The organism is Mesorhizobium sp. WSM1343 (assembly GCF_055901535.1).
The window spans coordinates 5,611,110-5,628,813 of the sequence record NZ_CM148370.1; the positions used below are offsets into that span (position 1 = coordinate 5,611,110).

The following is a 17,704-nucleotide window of genomic DNA, read 5'->3' on the forward strand; positions in this document are numbered from 1 at the left end:
GATGTCGATACGATTCAACTTCGGCGGTGACGAACATATCTTCGGCGAGGTGTCCGAAGAAATGTCGCTCACCTCCTTCTTTACCGGCCTTTCGATGACCAACGCGGTGCGTACGGCGGGCATCCGAGGCGTCACCGAGATCTGCCCAGCCAACGCCAGCTTCCAGATTCGCTTCAACCCCGACATCGTCAAGCCGCAGGATTTGCTCAGCGAACTGAAGTCGATGGAAGAGGCCGCCTCGAAGTCGGACCCGGTGCTGAAGACCCGGATCATCGAACTGCCGGTTTATTTCCAGGATCCATGGACGCGTGAAACCTGCTTGCGCTTCCGCGAGCGCCACCAGGACCCCTCCTCCACCGATCTTGAATATTCGGCACGCATCAACGGCTACGCCACGGTGGAAGAGTTTATCGAGGCCTATTCCGGCCAGCCCTGGTTCGTATCGATGGTCGGCTTCGTCGCCGGACTGCCCTTCCTGTACCAGATGGTTGAGCGCAAGAAACAGATTCAGGCGCCGAAATACTTGCGTCCACGCACCGACACTCCCAAGCTCACCATTGGCCATGGCGGCTGCTTTGCAGCGATCTATTCGGTACGCGGCGCTGGCGGCTACCAGATGTATGGCATAACCCCGGCCCCGATCTACGACCCGACCAGGAAGGTGCGCTACCTCGCCGATGACATGTGCCTGTTCAAGCCAGGCGATATCGTCAAGTTCAAGGCCATTGGCCGCGATGACTACGACGCCACGCTTGAGGAAATCGAAGCCAATCGGTGGCAGCCGACGGTTCGCGAGTGCACCTTCAGCCTGAAGGATTTCAACAGCGACATTTACGGCACCAATGCAAAGCTGATGGAGCTTATCAATGGCCGTTAAGGTAATCTCTCCCGGCCTCTCCACTTCCGTGCAGGACCTTGGCCGACCCGGCCACTATCATGTCGGCATTCCAGAAGGCGGCGGCATGGACCGCTTTGCGACACGCATCGCAAACCTGCTTGTCGGCAACGATCCGGGTGCCGCGGTGCTCGAAGCCACTTTCATGGGTCCCGAACTCGAATTCACCCAATCCGCGGTCGTCGCCGTCACAGGTGGAGAGCTCCCACCCAAACTCAATGGCGAGGAACGGTCGACGTGGGAAAGTTTTCCGGTGAAGACCGGTGACCGGCTTTCCTTCGGCTTCCTCAAGAGCGGCGCGCGCGCTTATCTGGCCGTCTCCGGCGGCATCGACGTACCCGTGGTTCTCGGTTCGCGCTCGACTTACATTCTGGGCGCACTCGGCGGCCATCAGGGCCGCACGCTGAAGGCGGGCGATGAGCTTCCCCTCGGCGAAGGTTCCGGCAAAGCCGGTCTTTCACTGCCTGCAAATCTGCGCCGCGCGCGCAATAGCCCGGCGGAACTCAGAATGCTTCCCGGCATATACTGGCATCGGATCACTGAGGCTGCCGGCAATCGGTTCTTTGAGGAAACCTGGAAGGTCGCGCCCGAAGCCGACCGTATCGGCTATCGCTTCCGCGGCGGGACGCCGCTGGAATTCGTCGAGCGCGAGCAGCCTTTCGGTGCGGGCTCCGACCCCTCGAACATCGTCGATGCCTGCTATCCTTACGGATCCGTCCAGGTGCCGAGTGGCACGGAGCCGATCGTTCTTCACCGGGACGCGGTTTCGGGTGGCGGGTATATGATGCTGGGCGTGGTGATATCGGCCGACATGGACCTTATCGCCCAGCTCCAGCCGCACACCCCGGCGCGCTTCGTTCCGGTGACGCTGGAAGACGCGCTTGCCGCGCGAACCGAACAGCGCGCCGCGCTGGCGCGTGCTGAAGGGCATCTGGCCGGCTGACGTCAGCCGGGAATGCCGGCGGAGGAGCCGGAGGCGAGGAGATCGGCCGGCCAAAACCGACCGCGCGTGGCGGAAGACAAAATCCGGTGCGCGAAACGACAAGACGACGCCGGGCAACGGCGTGAATTTGGCACCCGAGCAGTCCGCTAGAGACCGCCGGAACCGACAGGGGAAGACATTTGCAACGTGGCTGGCCGCAAGGCCGGATGCTTCGCGCCTTTCCGTCGGTAGAAAGAAGGAAAGGGTCATGAGTCATCTGAGCGCGGAGAACGTCTCGGTATCGTTTGCGGGGCTGAAGGCCCTGTCATCGGTAGACCTCCAAATTACGCCCGGCCGCATCAGTGGCCTCATCGGCCCGAATGGCGCTGGCAAGACCACGCTCGTCAACGTGCTGACCGGCTTCCAGGCACCGACGGAAGGCACCATCAAGCTCGACGGGGAAGCACTCACGGGTCTCAAGCCGCATCAGGTCCGGCGGCGCGGCATTGCCCGCACCTTTCAGGGTGGGCGGCTCTTCCGCGACCTGCCTGTGCTGGACAATTTGGAGGTAACGGGCGTTGGCCTGGGAATGAGCCGGCGCGCTGCCATCGCCGAAGCGGAAGCGATGCTCGACTGGATAGGCATCGGTGCGCTGGGTACCCGCATCGCCGGAACGTTGCCATACACGGACGAGCGCCGCGTCGCCATTGGCCGCGCCCTGATGGGACGGCCCGCATACATCCTGCTCGACGAGCCCGCGGCTGGCATGAGCGCACTGGAGGCGCGGGAGCTTTCCGCCCTGATAAGACACATCGCCAGCGATCTCGGCTGTGGTGTCCTGCTCATCGAGCACAATGTCGGGCTGGTGCTCGGCCTTTGCCAGCATATCGTCGTGCTCGATTCCGGAGCGATCATCGAGGAAGGACCGCCTGCCGCGATCCGCGACAGCGAGAAGGTGCGCCACGCCTATATGGGCACGGCCGCGAACACCGACCTGCCTGTGCTGGAGGCGATGGAATGAGCCTGCTCGCCCTTTCCGATATCACCATCCGCTACAGCCGTCTCACGGCGGTCCGCAATGTCTCCTTCTCCATGGACGAGGGAGAAATCCTGTTCATCACCGGCCCGAACGGAGCCGGGAAGTCTTCGCTGCTGCGCGCGATTGCCGGTGTTACGCCGGTGGCGGGCGGCCGGATCGACCTTGCTGGTCATGAGATCACCGGCCAGGCGCCGGAGAACATCGCCCGGCTCGGATTCTCCATGGTGCCGGAGGGGCGCGATGTCTTCGGCTCGCTGACGACCGAAGAGAACCTTCTGGTCGGAACCGGCATGCATGCCCGCGAACGCGGCTGGCGCAGCCGAGCGGCCGACGAACTCGAAGCCGTCTACGCAACCTTCCCGATGCTGAAAGAGAGGCGGCACGGGCAGGCGGGATTGCTGTCCGGCGGGCAGCAGCAAATGCTGGTCATCGGCCGCGCGCTGATGACCAATCCGCGGCTTGTAGCCATCGACGAGCCTTCACTGGGCCTCGCCCCCAACATCAACGACCAAGTCTACGAGCGGCTGATCGCGCTGCGTGCGCAGCGCCAGCTCACGCTCCTGATCGTTGAGCAGAGCTCGGCCCGGGCGATGATGGTGGGCGGGCGGATGATCCTGATGCGTGGCGGACAGATCGTGCTCGATGGCGACGCGCGGACGCTCGGCAATGGCGAGGCGATCCAGGCTGCCTATTTCGGCTACGAGGACAATTGAGATGCTTCAGATCCTGTTCGACGCACTCTCGCTTGGTTCGCTCTACGCGCTCGGGGCGCTCGGCATTGCCCTCATCTTCGGCGTCATGCGGCTCGTGAACTTCGCGCATGGCGACGTCATCGCCTTCTGCGTCTTCGCCCTGTTATGGCCGTCTACGGACGCAATGGCCATCGTCTTCGCCGGCCAATTGCCGTGGTACCTGCTGTTGCCATTCGTGCTCCTCTGCGGGGCCGGGCTGTCGGTGCTGTGCGAAATCGTCGTCTTCAGGCGGTTCCGTCAGGCAAATCCGGCAACCATGATGATCGCCTCCTTCGCGCTCGGTTTCGTCATTCGCTACTTCCTGCTCATGCTTTTCTCCAGTCGGCCGAAATCGATCTCGCTGCTGCCCGAACTGTCCCAGCCGGTGGAGATCCTTGGTGCCAGGCTTCCCCTCCTCCAGCTCATAACGATCGTGGCCACGATGGTCATCCTGATCGGCCTGACACTGTTCCTGCGTCAAACCCGCTTCGGCCTGGAGATGCGGGCGGCGGCCGAGAACTTCTCGATGGCCCGAATGCTGGGTGTGCGTGCGAACCGGGTTATCATGGGCGCGTTCGCCCTCTCTGGCGCGTTGGCCGCCGCCATTGCACTGATCTTTGGCGCCCAGACAGGCACGCTGGACATCCAGATGGGCGCCTCGATCATGTTGATGGCCTTCATCGCCACCGTCATTGGCGGCCTCGGCAGCCTCGGGGGAGCCGTGCTCGCCGGCTTCCTGCTGGGTGCCGCCTCGGTGATCATGCAAGTCATGCTGCCCATCGACGCCCGGCCATTCCGCGATGCCTTTGTCTATGGAGCGGTCATCCTCGTCCTCCTCTTCCGCCCACAGGGTCTTATTGCCGCGCGCGGCACCAAGGAAAGGATCTGATTTCATGGGTGTCGCCGCCTCCCTCACCAACTCTACCGCTGCCGGTGCCCCGGCTGCCGAGCGAAAGCCCGCCCGCTTCGCGCTTGCCCGCCGCACAATCCTGACACCGGTCCTGCTTTCTCTGCTGCTGCTGGCCATCGCGCTGATCACGGTGATGACCGGATCGCGGCCCTTCAACCAGACGGTGATCGACGTGTTCGTCCGTGTCATCCTCGTCGTGGGCCTATACATCTTTATCGGGAATTCGGGCGTTCTCAGCTTCGGGCATATCGGCTTCACCTGCCTTGGCGCCTACGCGGCCGCGTGGCTCACCATCAATCCGATGATGAAACGCGGTTCGCTGCCGGGACTGCCCGAATGGCTGCTGGCGACCCGATTGCCGTACTGGCAATCGGCTATGCTGGCAGCATTGTTCGCCGCCCTCGCCGCTCTCATCTTCGGGCGGGTGCTGATGCGATTATCGGGCATCGCGGCTTCGATCGCGACCTTCGCGATGCTCGCCATGATCAACACAATTTATTCCAACTGGGAGAGCGTGACCGGAGCGACCTCATCGGTCGTCGGCATTCCGATCGTACGCGTGATCTGGCCGTATCTCATCGGCGCCGTGGTCGCGATCTTCATCGCCTGGGCGCACGCGATCTCCCGGTCCGGCCTGGCCCTTCGTGCTGCCCGCGACGAGCCCACCGCCGCCGCGGCTTCCGGTATCGACATTCCCAGGGAAAGATTGGTGGCATTCGTCATATCAGGCGCGGTGATGGGGCTGGGCGGTGCGCTCATGGCTCATTCCATCGGCGTGGTCACACCCGACACATTCTATCTCGGTCTCACCTTCATCACCCTTTCCATGCTCGTCGTCGGCGGCATGGGCAGCCTGTCGGGGGGTGTGGTGGGTGTCGTCCTGCTGTCCGCCCTCATCCAGGCGCTGCGCTGGCTGGAGGCAGGCGTATCGCTCGGCGAGTCCACTTTCGCCCTCCCGAAAGGGGTTCAGGAAATAGCCCTCGGCGTCATCATGATCGTGATCCTCGCGCTTCGCCCATCCGGACTCATGGGTAACCGCGAGATCACCTTACCCCGCAGCAGTCGCAACAAGTGACCGGCGGCACAAGCCCGACCGGAAAACAAAAAGGAGACGTGCATGACATACAAAATGAGAATTGTCGCAACCGCTCTGGCCTCGATGTCCATCGCATACCCGGCCCTAGCCGATGACAAGACCATCGTCATCGGCTTCGCCACTGCGGAGTCGGGCTTCATGGAAGCCTATGACAAGCCTGCGCAGGAGGCGGCCTTGATCCGCATCGACGAGATCAATGCGGCTGGCGGTCTGCTTGGAAAGCAGATCAAGGTCGTCAAGGCCGACACCAAGTCCGACCGGGCCGAAGGCGCCAAGGCGGGCCTCTCCGTGCTCGACCAGGGCGCGGATCTCGTGGTCGTCTCGTGCGACTACGACTTCGGATCGCCGGCTGCGCTCGCGGCCGAGGACGCGGGCCGTATCTCCTTCTTCCTGTGCGCGGAATCGGTCAAGGCCGGTATCCAGGGTGTCGGCCCGCACAGCTTCTCCGCGTCGGTGCTGGCGCCCGTGCAGGGCGCGACCATGGCCGAGTGGGCATTCAAGGAAAAAGGCGCAAAGGACTTCTACCGTCTGCTCGATACCTGGACGGCCTACAACAAGGGCATCTGCGACGGCTTCGACTGGATGATGCCGAAGCTCGAAGCCCAAGGCGCGAAGCTTGTCGGTGAAGACACCTTCAAGAACGAGGACGCCTCCATCGCCGCGCAGATCACCCGCATCAAGTCTCTGCCGAAGGAGCCGGATGCGATCATGCTTTGCACGATGATGCCGGGCGCTGTCTCGGCCATCAAGCAGCTTCGTGCCGCGGGCATCAACTCCATGATCCTGAATGGCTCGGGCGTCGACGGTAGCTATTGGCTATCCGCTGTGCCCGATCTGACGAACTTCTACGTCCCCGTTCAGGGATCGATCTATGGCGACGATCCCAATCCGGAAGTGCTGAAGTTCAATGCCACCTACAAGGCGAAGACAGGCGCCGATCCCTCGAGCCAGTATGTCTTTCCGGGTTACGTCATGGTCGACGTCTGGGCCAAGGCGGTGGAGCGTGCAGGCACGACCGATGCCGACGCCGTCGTCGCGGAACTGGAGAAGATGAAGAACGAGCCGACGCTGTTCGGGCCTCGTACCTTCACGCCGGAACTGCATCACCAGAACCAGACGCGGTACCTGATCGTCGAGACCAAGGCCGGCAAGCCGGGTGTTGTAGGCAACTGGACGATTTCCGAGCCGGTACCGATGGAAGCCTTGCTCAAGTAAGAAGATGGGCCGGGTAAGCCCGGCCCTTTCATCTTTTGAGGATCTTGCCTTTGGACAAAAAACGAGGGCGGCCCGCTTGGACCGCCCTCGTCGCCCGATGAATTCAGATTTTCGCTACCCTCGCGCTTTGCGGTAGGAATCCTTGAGCGCTATGAGCTCCCCCGAGAAAGCGAAGATATCGCAGCCGTCGACTTCGATTTGCTGCCCCGCTGCCGTGGTGCCGACGAAGCGCCATGATGAGAGCCCGGTGTCGCCCGTCACGACGTGCCGTCCCCTGGTCCACGCGGCCTTCGGGAAAGCATCGAACAGCGCTGCATAGGCGGCGCGCACGGCGTCACGCCCCATATGCTTGCGCCCTTCGGCATCGGGTCCAGCCGAGCCGTGGAAAGCGCAATTCTCAGCCATGCAGTCCATCAGCGCGCCCACGTCGCGAGCGTTCCAGGCAGCGAGGAACCGGTCGAGCACGGCGAGCCGCCTGGCTGCGAGGTCGCCGGCCTCAACGACCTCGACCTCCAGGAAGGCCAGCGGCGCATCGCCGGCATTGATGACGTTGTGGGCCACACCCGTCCGCCGCGAATAGGGCACCCCTTGGGTGAGAGCGGCTTGCGCCTGCGCGCCGTCCGGACCTTCGAGACCGAGCTTGCCGTCCGTAAGCGGCACGATGACGTAGTCATGGCCGTGGATGTGCCAGCCGGTCTCGGCCCCGGTGGCAAAGCGCCATTCGGTGACCCGAAAGCGCTCGTCGTCGATATGGACGACCGGTTCGGCTTTCATGCGGGTCATTCAAGTCCCTCCTTGGCAACCGCACCGGTCAGGCGCTCAAGCGTCCGGCCCATGCGCGTCATGATTTCTTTCACATCGTCTTCTGTCGAGATCATCGGCGGGCAGAGCGCGAGCTGATCGCCGATGGCGCGGAAGATGAGGCCTTCCTCGTGGCCGATCCCTGCTGCGATACCCCCTGCGCGCCCAACCTTGGCGAAGGGGCGTTTCGTCGCCTTGTCTGCCACCAGCTCAACGGCGCCGATAAGACCGGTGCCCCGCGCTTCGCCGACAAGCGGGTGATCGGCAAATGAGCGGATGCCGGCCTGGAACGACGTCTCGAGGCGGGCCGCGTTTCCGATCAGGTCCCGCTCCTCGAAGATGGCCAGGTTTTCGAGACCCACTGCCGTCGCGACCGGATGACCTGACGCCGTGAAGCCGTGGCCGAAATTGCCGATCGTGGCGGTGTTGTCGGCGATCGCCTGATAGATCGCATCGGAGAAAATGACGGCGGCAAGCGGCATATAAGACGACGTGATTTGCTTGGAGACCGTCATGATATCAGGCGTGAAGCCGTATTTCTGAGCGCCGAAGGGCGTACCAAGTCGCCCGAAACCACAGATCACCTCGTCTGCTATCAGAATGATATCATTTGCCCTGCAGATTTTCTCCACGCCTTCCCAGTACCCGACCGGCGGTGGCAGAACGCCGCCGGCTGCCATGAGCGGCTCTCCTATGAAGGCTGCGATGGTGTCAGCCCCTTCTTCGGCGATCACCGCTTCCAGCTCGGCGAGCAGGCGCGCCGTGAAGGCGGCTTCGTCTTCGCCTGCCATGCCGAAGCGATAGAAGTGCGGGCAGGTCAGGTGGCGAACGGGAATGGCCGGCAGATCGAAGTCGCGATGGTTGACCGGCAAGCCTGTCAGGCTGCCGGAGGCGACGGTGATGCCGTGATAGCCCTTGGTCCGTGCCAGGAATTTCTTCTTTTTTGGCCGGCCCAGCGCGTTGTTCATGAACCACATCATCTTGACGATGGTGTCGTTGGCTTCCGAGCCCGACGACGTGAAGAAGACACGCGTCAGGTTTTCCGGCGTCATCTCCACGAGTTTCTCCGCGAGCCGGATGGATGGCTCATGCGCCTTGGAGGAGAAGGTGTGGTAGTAGGGCAGCTTCAGCATTTGCTGATAGGCAGCGTCGGCCAACCGCTTTTCCGAAAAGCCGACGCCCACCGACCAGAGCCCGGCCAGCCCTTCGATGTATTCCTTGCCGCGTTCGTCATACACACGGATGCCGTCGCCGCGGCTGATGATCAGCGGCCCGGTTTCTTCGTGCTGACGCAGGTTGGTGTAGGGGTGCATGGTCGTGGCGATGTCGGCGGCGGCGAGAGAGTTGGAAAGCGCATCCATGGAAGTCCTCAGCGGCTTGGAGAAATGGTTCGGGCAGTGAGTTCGAGATAGTCCTCGAGTCCCTTGCGTGGAGCTTTCACGATTCGGAAGAATGAATCATGGCAGGCCGTTGGAATGAGTGTCGATGATCCGCCGCATCAGCGCGGCGACGTCGCGCGCATTCGGCGGATCGGAGTGGATGCAGACGGTGTCGAAGTCGACCGGGCGGATCGTGCCGTCTGTCGTGACGAGTTCGCGTCGGGTAAGCGCCCCCATCATGCGGTGCTCGGCAAGCGTCAGGTCGATGGCCGACTGGACGCGCGGGATGATCAGGCTGCCGCCGGGAGCGTAGGCAAGATCGGGAAAGAACTCGCCCACGAAGGCAACGCCGAGTTCGGCTGCCGCCGTCTCGTGACAGGTTCCCGCCATGCCGAAGAGAGGGACGCCGAACGGCTTGACCGCCGCGGCAATTGCCCGGGCAGTGTCGACGTCGTGCGCGGCCATGCCGTAAATGATGCCATGCGGCTTGACATGGCTGAGTTGCCCGCCCTCGGCGGCCAGCATCCCTGTCAGAGCACCGATTTGGTAGAGGAAGGCAGCTGTCAGTTCCTCCGGCTGAAGTCTCATTTCGCGCCGGCCGAACCCCTCACGATCGGGAAGGGAGGGATGCGCGCCGACCCGCTTGCCATGCGAAAGGGCGAGCCGCACGGTCTTCAGCATCGTCCATGGATCGGAGGCGTGGAAGCCGCAGGCGATGTTGGCGCAATCGATATGAGGCATGATGCCGGCATCGTCACCGAAGCGCCAGTTGCCGTAGCTTTCGCCCATGTCGCAGTTCAGGGTGACCATGGTTTACTTGCCTCAGCCCAGAGTGTTCAACGCCCAGCCGGGGGCGATGTGCGGGAATTCCGGCGGTGGTTCGCGCTCATGCAGCAGTCGAAGCACGCGCGGCGGCGTCAGTGGCAGCTGCCGCACCGGCTTGCCGATGGCGCGTGCCACAGCGCAGCCGATCGCCGCGCCCACCGCCAGGATCGGGACCTCGCCCGCACCCTTGGTGCCTAGAGGCCCCATCGACGGCGCGCCCTCGTAAAGGTCGGCGGCGACCGGAACCACATCCTGCGCCAGCGGCAGGCGATAAGTCTCGAAATCGTCCTGCGCGATGCATCCGTCGGCGGTGAGCGTCACCTCCTCGTGCAACGCATAGCCGAGCCCCTGTACCACGCCGCCCTGTATCTGGCCCAGGATGGCGCGCGGGTTGAGCGCGCGGCCGACATCTTGAACTACGCGATAGGCCAGCACCTCGACATGGCCGGTGTCCGGATCAACCGCCACCTCGGCCTCGTGAACGACGAAGACGGGAATGTCGAGCGCATCGATGAAATGCCCCATCGCGCAGCCGGACATTGCCGGAGTGTTCCTGGCGGCAAAGGCCCCGCTTCCGGTGATCGGGCCAGTGGTTGCCTGTGCATGGGCGACGACAGCGGGGATCGACATGCCGGAACCGGGACGTCCCGTGATCTCGACACGACCGTCCCGCAGCACCAGGTCTTCCGGTCGGGTCTGGAGCATCTCGCCGGCGGTCCGAAGCAGCTTCTCCCGCACCTCCGCGCAGGCGGCGATGCTCGCGGCACCAATGGACACGGTGGTGCGCCCACCGCCAACGCCGACATCGAGACCGGCGGCATCCGTATCGGCTTCGCGCACGATCACCTTGTCGGGAGCAAGCCCGAGCTGCCCAGCCACGATCTGCGGCAGGGATTGCACCATCGTGCCGGATCCGATCTCCACACCCGAGGTGACCAGCGTTGCGCTGCCGTCGGCGTTCAAATTCACCGTCGCCGCCGAAGGCCCGACGAAGACGAACCATGTGCCGACCGTGGTCGCAATTCCATAGAGCCTGCCGTCGGCCTCGGCCTCTGATGTACCGGTGCTGGCGCGCAGTGTCTCCATGCGATCGAGCATCGGACCCAGCACGTCGGCCTCGAAAACCTGGCCCGTGGCACCGAGATCGCCATCTCCCAGGACATTTTTCTTCCGGAACTCCATTGGGTCTAAGCCTAGCGCATCGCAGATTTCGTCGGTGTGTCGCTCCAACGCGAAGGTGTTGTAGACGCCGTTGCAAGCTCGGAAAGCGCCGTTGGGTGGTGTGTTGGTGTATACGGCGCGGCTGACGAGCCGCGTTGCGCCAACCCTGTAGTTGCCGCCCAGCGTGTGCGCCGTCATCGTTGTCAGGAAAACCTGTTCGCCGCCATACGCGCCGCAGTCCATCAGCACGACCGCCTCGCGTCCGGCGATGTATCCTTCGGCAGTGACAGCGGACCGGATGCGGATTTCCGCATTCTCGCGGCAGAGGCAGGTTGCCATCTCTTCCTGCCGGGTGTTTTCCAGGACCACCGTGCGCCCGGTCATCCGCGCCAGAAGTGCCGTGATCGGCTCGATGGACGCATCGAATTTCAGGCCGAACCCGCCTCCGACAGGCGGCACGGTGACCCGCACACGCCCGGGCGCAAGCTGCATGACCCTTCCGGTGACGTTGCGAACTGTCCAAGGCACCTGCGTCGAGGTCTGGATGTGAGCCCGGCCGTCCTCCCAGGAGCCGATGGCAACGCGCGGTTCGAATGGCACATGGCTCTGCCGGCCGACGGTAAAGCTGCTCTCGACTATGCGTATGTCGGGACGGGCGAAGGCCGCATCGACGTCGCCGCGGCTGGATTTTGCCTCCCATGCGATGTTGCCGGCACGTGCGCCGCCCTCGGTGATCACCTCATAGCCGCGCCAGCCCTCGTGGACGAGACGGGCTGCGGGCTGGAGCGCTTCGGCCATGGTGGACACCGGTGCCAGCGGCTCGATCTCAAGGACGATGGCGGCAAGCGCCGCCCGCGCCTGCTTCTCCATTTCGGCGGCAACGACGGCGATTGGCTCGCCATGATAGCGGATGGTGTCGATGGCCAGGAGCGGATGGTCGGCAATGCCGATGCCGTAGAGGCCTGGCGCGTCGGCGCCGGTCGCCACCGCGCGCACGCCAGGACAGCAAAGTGCCGCCGAAACGTCGAGCTTGCGGATACGCCCCGCGGAAACGGTCGACCGCAGCAGCACGGCATGCAACATGTCGGGGCGAACCCGGTCGTTGGTGTATTTCGTCCGCCCGCGCAGCTTGTCCTGCGCATCGCGGCGGGGAAGATTCATCACGGTGGCGGACAGCTCAGACATGGAGGCCTCCCACCGACTGGCCAGCCTTCCGCGCTTGGTCAAGGCAGTCGGCCACGGCGTCGACGATCCGCTCATATCCGGTGCAGCGGCAGATGTTGCCGACCATCGCAGCCTTGATTTCGGGACGGCTCGCATGCGGATTGTCACGCACGAACGCCGAAAGGCTCATAACCATTCCCGGAAAACACATGCCGCATTGCACGGCATCGGCGGCCTCTAGATTGGCCTGGAGCGGATGCAGCGCCTGGTTTCCGGAACTCAATCCCTCGATGGTCGTGACCGCGCATCCCTGGACCAGGCCAATCGGCTTCAGGCAGGACGGCACCGCTTCGTCGTCGACATGCACCGTGCAGGCGCCGCAGAAGCCTTCGCGGCACACGGCTTTGGTCCCCGTCAGGAATCGTTCCCGCCGCAAGATGTCGACGAGCGGCGTCATCGGATCGCCGTGAAAGCTGCAGTCCTCGCCATTCAGCTGGAATGTCACAACCATGCCAGGCCCTCGGTCTTGAGAAGTGCGGCAACACCGCGCTTGACCAGCGGCGGAAGAACCTGGCGCCGGTACCAACCCTCCGCTTCCCTGCCGTCGCGGCCCTGAAAATCATTGTGCTCTAGTGCAAGCCCGGCAGCGCGCTCCGGATCGAGCGCGGAGGCCTGGCTTGCCCTCATCGCCTGTTCGAGCGCCGTCCAGCGCCGCGCTACCGGCTCCACCGAGCCGACGGCGATGCGAAATCGTTTGTCCTTGTCCACCGCAAGCGAGACGACGGCGACCGGATAGTCGCCGGCCTTCCGAAGCGGCAGGCGGATATGCGCGCTTGCGACAAGATCGCGGCGCAGATGAATTCTCGTCACAATCGCCTCTGCCAGCAGCGCATGCCTGTCTTTGAGGAAATCCGAAATGCCGATGAGTTTTGGGCCTTCGAACGTCTCCAGCTCCACCGTCGCCTCACAGACGAGAAGCGCAGGGGCGAGATCGGCGGCGGCAAAGTCGAGGGCACAAATGTTGCCGCCCACAGTGGCGACCCTTCGGATACCGGGATTGGCCGCGTTCTCCGCCGCGGCAACCAGACCTTCGAAGCCCGCTGCCCCATGCAACGCGCGGCCAAGGACTGCGTGGGTAACAGCTGCACCGATCACGACATGGTCCGAGTCGATTTCGACCTTGGACAAGGCCGGTATTCGGTCGAGTGCGACCACCGCGTCGGGAAGGTCGACCCAGCGTTGGGGATCACGCATCACCCAGGTGCCGCCTGCAAGCACCACCGCGCCCTGCCGGCGTGCTGCCATTGCCTCTTCAAGTGTGCTGGCCGCGGTGAACGATCGTCCCACGCCTGGTGCCATCTGTCATATCCCTCGGAGCAGCCAACCTTCGCGGCGCTGCGACATTGTTGCTCCAGCTTTAGGTTCCTGTGAAATAGTAATTCTTTCAATATGGTATCGAAAAAACAGATAACTCTGGCATCCCGCGAGCGCCCGCAAGATTGCGGCGCGCTCGCTGGCGCTCAAACCCAGTGGGTGACGGTCCGTTTCTCAAAACTCTCCCGGAACTGGGCGGTGGTTTTGGGAAGTAGTTCGCCAGTCTCCCAGTCGAGGATCACGGCATAGTGCCGAACCGCATCGAGCGTATCGATCTCGCCGGAGCGATATTTGCGCGCGACCTCCTCGGGATCCATGCGTGCCCAACCCTTCCGTTTCGCCCGGATGTCGGCACGGCAGGCTTCGGTCGCCGTCTCGTCGATTTCGTAATGGCACAGGTCGCGGTCGATTTCGCGGATCACAACACCGTAGTCAGTCCTGGCACGCTCCAGGGAAACGTAGTCGTCGATCACGTCCTCCATCACCTTGCGGGGCTCGCGCTGCAGTGGATCGCCGAAACCACCGCCGCCGGCCGTCGGACGAGCGAACTGGTCGCCTGTGTGGACGGAGTAATCGGAGAATACGGAGCCGAGCCAGATCTCGGTCTCTTCTCCGGCGCGCTTCATGGTCAAGCCGTGGGGCATCGACGGCAGGCCTCCTTCGACACCCCAGACGACAGCACGCTCGCGGTCGCAAATATAGGACATGACGGCATTTTCAGCCTCAAGCAGCAATGAGGTCTTCTGCACGCCGACGCCGCCCCGCCACTTGCCGGGCCCGGCTGAATCCTGCTTGATCTGGAACTCGAGCGTCCGAGTGGGATTGACCCGCTCGTTGCCTTCGTTCGGCTGCGACATCAGCCCGGTTCCGAAGCAGGCGGTGGTGACATCGGCACCATCCTTGCCGTTGCGCCCGCCCCAGCCGCCAGGCAGCCATTCGTAGAACATGAAGATCGGCTTTTCGGGTTTGCGCGCATCCCGTCCCCCGGCCAGCAGATATTCGAGGTTGAAGGCGCAGGCGATAGCGCGTTCGGGCATGATCTTCGACCACATCTCGAAGATCGCGTTCATGATTTTTTCAAACGGCATCAGGAACCCGGTCACCGCCACCGGCCATTCCGCGCTGACGATGCTGTTCTTCGGCGCGGTCACCTCGATCATCCGGTAAAACCCGCTGTTGAGCGGGAGGTCCGGAAAGAAGGTTTTCATGCCGGCGACCACGGCCGAGAAGGTCGCGCCCGGGGCGGAATTGTACATCGAGGCAATGGTCGAATGGCTTCCCGTAAAATCGTAGTGGATCGTGTCGCCCTTGATCGTCATCTTGATGCGGATCGGGATCATGCCTTCGCCGGCACCGAGATCCCGGTCGATGTAGTCGACCGTCTCCCAGGTGCCGTCGGGCAGCTCCGCGAGACGCTTTCGCACGGCACGTTCGACGTAGTCCTGAACCTCCTCCATACCGCGCATGACCTGGCCGCGCCCGTACTTCTTGACCAGCCGCAGCAGTTCGCGCTCGGCCGCCTGCGTCGCCTGCGCCTGGGAATGGATGTCGCCAATGATCGATGCGGGATCGCGCGTGTTGGCCGCGATCATGTTGGCAACATCGGAGCAGAAGCGGCCGCGCTGGAAAAGGCGCAGCGGCGTTATCCGCAGCCCTTCGCGGAACATGTCGCGGGCGGTGACGTCGAAGGAGCCCGGCACCGAGCCGCCGAGATCCGACCAGTGTCCGTTCGACTGGGAGAAGCCGATCAGTTTGTCTTCATCGAAGATCGGCCGGACGAGCCGAACGTCGCTGAAATGCGTACCGCCGGCATAAGGATCGTTGATTGCGTAGACATCGCCGGGTGCCATATCGCCTTCGAAGACCCGGATCACTTCCTTACACGTGTTGTGCAGTGTGCCGACATGGACCGCGATGTCGTAGTTGCCCTGGGCGACGGAGTTGCCATCGGCGTCGTGCAGGGCATTCGAAAAGTCTCGGTTGTAGATGACGAAGGAATAGCAGGTGCGAAGCATCTGTTCGGCCATCTGGTCGACGGTGGTGATGAAGGAGTTCTTCAGCACCTCGAACGTTACCGGATCGAGGCCAGGGCTCGTTTCAATCAGCTTTGTCATGTTTCAGCCTTTCGTCACGATGAGAATGTTCAGGAAGCCATCGACGGTCGCGCTCATTCCCGGCGGAACCACGGTGGTGGAATCGAACTGTTCGACGATGGCGGGTCCCGCAAAGGCAGCGCCGGCGCTGAGTTGGTCGCGTTCATAGACAGCCGCATCATGAGATACGCCGTCGAACCAGACGCCGCGGCGGCCGAGCGGCTCGGGCACATGAGGCAAGACTTCGTGTCGCGGTATCTCGGCTTTCGGGACGATGCCGATCGCCTTGACCGCGATGCGGAAGATCGACACCGGCGCCTCTTCGCGGCGGTAGTTGAACTCGCGTTCGTGTTCGTTGTGGAATGCCTCGATCAGCGGGCAGATGCTCTCGATGCGCGCCGGGGCTGACACCGCGAGCGAGCGCCATTGGCCCTGGTACATCATCTCGACCGTGCGCTGCAGCGCCATGTCTTCCTGCGCCACGCCCTCATGGCCCAGACGCTCAACCGCCTGTTTTTCCATCAGAACAAAGGCTGCCTGCATCTCGGCGGGCGAGACAGTCGAAGCATCGGCCATGAAGCTTTCGGAGAAATCGTGCTGCACGTCGACGAGAAGGCAACCGAGCGCGGAGGTAACGCCGGGATTGGGCGGTACGATCACGGTTGGAATCGAAAGCTCCTTGGCCACAGCCGCTCCGTGCAAAGCGCCAGCACCGCCGAATGCGACCAGCGCAAAGTCGCGCGGGTCGTAGCCTCGGCTGATGGAGAGAAGCCGGACGGCATTGCCCATATTGGCGTTGGCGACGGCGATGATCGCCTCGGCCGCCTGGTGGAGTTCCATGCCGAAGGGTTCCGCCACCGTCTCCTGAACCGCCTCGGCGGCCAGAGCGGGGTCGAGCGTGATCTTGCCGCCCGCAAGGCTGGTGCCGAGACGGCCGAGCACCACATTGGCATCGGTGTTGGTGGCAATGCGGTTGCCATTCTTGTAGCAGGCCGGACCTGGAAAGGCGCCAGCGGACTGCGGTCCGTTGCGCAAGCTGCCGCCCTCGTCCTGCCATGCCAACGACCCGCCGCCCGCACCGATGGTCAATACCTCGATGGAGGGGAAGCGGATCGGATATCCGAATTCGATGTACCAGTCCTTTGTGATGCGCGACTCCCCGTTCCAGGCCAGCGAGACGTCGGTGCTGGTGCCGCCCATGTCGAAGCCGATCGAGTTCGGGTAGCCACAGAGATTTCCGATGAAGCGGCTTGCGATCGCTCCGGCGGCGATGCCGGATCCCGCGAGCCGGGCTGAGAAATCCTTGACGCTCGCGGGCGTCATGACCCCGCCACCGCTGTGCAGCAACAGGAGATCTCGCTTGTATCCGGCGTCGGCAAGCTTTTCTCCGAGACGCGACACGTAGTCGACGACGACCGGGGCGCAGACGGCGTTCGCCATGGTGGTGGAAAAACGTTCGTGCTCGAAGATTTCCGGCATCACCTCCGAGGAGATCGAGACCGGCAGATCCGGCATTGCCTCCTTCAGGATCTCACGCATGCGGCGCTCGTTGGCGCCGTTGACATAGGAGTTCATGAAGCAGACGGCGATGGACTTGACCTGCCGCTTCTTGAGAATCTCCGCGACACGGCGCGCGGCCTCTTCGTCCAACGCTTCCAGGATCGTGCCCTCGGCACTGACCCGTTCCCGGACGGTCAGCCGGTCGCGGCGCGGGATATAGGGCTTGGCGACATCTTTGTAGGTGTCCCAGAGATCTTCCTTGTTGGCGCGACGGATCTCTACAACGTCACGAAAACCCTCGCTGCAGACCATTGCGGTGCGCGGCAGACGGCGGGTGATCAGCGCATTGGTGGCGACCGTCGTACCATGAGAGAACATCGTTACCTCCGAAAGATCGATGCGCCCCTGCTCCACGCCATTCATGATGGCCTGCATGGGATCGTCAGGCGTGGAGGCGGTTTTTTCGATGCGGATCGCTCCGCTGTCTTCGTCCATGATGCAGATGTCGGTGAAAGTCCCTCCGACGTCGACGGCAACTCTGATTCGGCTCATGACAGTTCCTTCGCAAGGTCTTGCGGGCAAAGCCCCGCCTTCGTCGC

At 63.2% G+C, this 17,704-nt stretch carries 15 protein-coding genes; 7 read left to right on the top strand and 8 right to left on the bottom strand.

Features of this window, described 5'->3' with window-relative positions:
• The first annotated feature begins 1 nt into the window (after position 1).
• The 7 genes from AC0NIL_RS27380 (at position 2) to AC0NIL_RS27410 (ending at position 6,808) form a co-directional block, all read left to right on the top strand.
• On the top strand, positions 2–877 hold the full coding sequence (locus AC0NIL_RS27380) for a 5-oxoprolinase subunit B family protein (protein WP_013533154.1): 876 nt from the start codon (positions 2–4) through the stop codon (positions 875–877).
• Positions 867–1,838, top strand: a complete 972-nt coding sequence (locus AC0NIL_RS27385) for a 5-oxoprolinase subunit C family protein (RefSeq protein WP_275953891.1) — start codon at positions 867–869, stop codon at positions 1,836–1,838. The genes AC0NIL_RS27380 and AC0NIL_RS27385 overlap by 11 nt, the downstream gene beginning before the upstream one ends.
• Positions 1,839–2,085: 247 nt before the next feature.
• Positions 2,086–2,838 carry an ABC transporter ATP-binding protein gene (locus AC0NIL_RS27390; protein WP_013533156.1) on the top strand — a complete coding sequence of 251 codons (753 nt, stop codon included), beginning with the start codon at positions 2,086–2,088 and terminating at the stop codon, positions 2,836–2,838.
• Entirely contained in the window at positions 2,835–3,569 is a 735-nt protein-coding gene (locus tag AC0NIL_RS27395; protein WP_013533157.1) for an ABC transporter ATP-binding protein, read from the top strand. The genes AC0NIL_RS27390 and AC0NIL_RS27395 overlap by 4 nt, the downstream gene beginning before the upstream one ends.
• Before the next feature lies 1 nt (position 3,570).
• Entirely contained in the window at positions 3,571–4,476 is a 906-nt protein-coding gene (locus AC0NIL_RS27400; protein WP_013533158.1) for a branched-chain amino acid ABC transporter permease, read from the top strand.
• A 4-nt stretch (positions 4,477–4,480) separates the two neighbouring features.
• Positions 4,481–5,572, top strand: coding sequence for a branched-chain amino acid ABC transporter permease (locus tag AC0NIL_RS27405; protein WP_024502402.1), 1,092 nt, complete (start codon positions 4,481–4,483; stop codon positions 5,570–5,572).
• 42 nt (positions 5,573–5,614) lie between these two features.
• Entirely contained in the window at positions 5,615–6,808 is a 1,194-nt protein-coding gene (locus AC0NIL_RS27410) for an ABC transporter substrate-binding protein (RefSeq protein WP_013533160.1), read from the top strand.
• Positions 6,809–6,922: 114 nt separating this feature from the next.
• Here the strand turns inward: AC0NIL_RS27410 and AC0NIL_RS27415 are convergent, their stop codons facing one another.
• From AC0NIL_RS27415 to AC0NIL_RS27450, 8 genes are all read right to left on the bottom strand, one after another.
• Complete coding sequence (locus AC0NIL_RS27415; RefSeq protein WP_013533161.1) at positions 6,923–7,591, bottom strand: nuclear transport factor 2 family protein; 669 nt, start codon at positions 7,589–7,591, stop codon at positions 6,923–6,925.
• Positions 7,588–8,970 carry an aspartate aminotransferase family protein gene (locus tag AC0NIL_RS27420; RefSeq protein ID WP_473572778.1) on the bottom strand — a complete coding sequence of 461 codons (1,383 nt, stop codon included), beginning with the start codon at positions 8,968–8,970 and terminating at the stop codon, positions 7,588–7,590. The genes AC0NIL_RS27415 and AC0NIL_RS27420 overlap by 4 nt, the downstream gene beginning before the upstream one ends.
• Positions 8,971–9,066: 96 nt before the next feature.
• A complete protein-coding gene (locus AC0NIL_RS27425) occupies positions 9,067–9,798 on the bottom strand; it encodes a LamB/YcsF family protein (RefSeq protein ID WP_027163996.1) in 732 nt (243 codons plus the stop codon).
• A gap of 12 nt (positions 9,799–9,810) precedes the next feature.
• Positions 9,811–12,159 (bottom strand): xanthine dehydrogenase family protein molybdopterin-binding subunit, encoded by a 2,349-nt coding sequence (locus AC0NIL_RS27430; protein ID WP_473572779.1) that lies wholly within the window; start codon positions 12,157–12,159, stop codon positions 9,811–9,813.
• On the bottom strand, positions 12,152–12,649 hold the full coding sequence (locus tag AC0NIL_RS27435; protein ID WP_473572780.1) for a (2Fe-2S)-binding protein: 498 nt from the start codon (positions 12,647–12,649) through the stop codon (positions 12,152–12,154). The genes AC0NIL_RS27430 and AC0NIL_RS27435 overlap by 8 nt, the downstream gene beginning before the upstream one ends.
• On the bottom strand, positions 12,640–13,497 hold the full coding sequence (locus tag AC0NIL_RS27440; RefSeq protein WP_473572781.1) for an FAD binding domain-containing protein: 858 nt from the start codon (positions 13,495–13,497) through the stop codon (positions 12,640–12,642). The genes AC0NIL_RS27435 and AC0NIL_RS27440 overlap by 10 nt, the downstream gene beginning before the upstream one ends.
• A 161-nt stretch (positions 13,498–13,658) precedes the next feature.
• The gene (locus AC0NIL_RS27445) at positions 13,659–15,626 is read right to left on the bottom strand and encodes a hydantoinase B/oxoprolinase family protein (RefSeq protein WP_473572782.1); all 1,968 of its coding nucleotides are present in this window, start codon (positions 15,624–15,626) and stop codon (positions 13,659–13,661) included.
• 3 nt (positions 15,627–15,629) lie between these two features.
• The gene (locus tag AC0NIL_RS27450) at positions 15,630–17,657 is read right to left on the bottom strand and encodes a hydantoinase/oxoprolinase family protein (RefSeq protein WP_473572783.1); all 2,028 of its coding nucleotides are present in this window, start codon (positions 17,655–17,657) and stop codon (positions 15,630–15,632) included.
• Positions 17,658–17,704 lie beyond the last annotated feature (47 nt).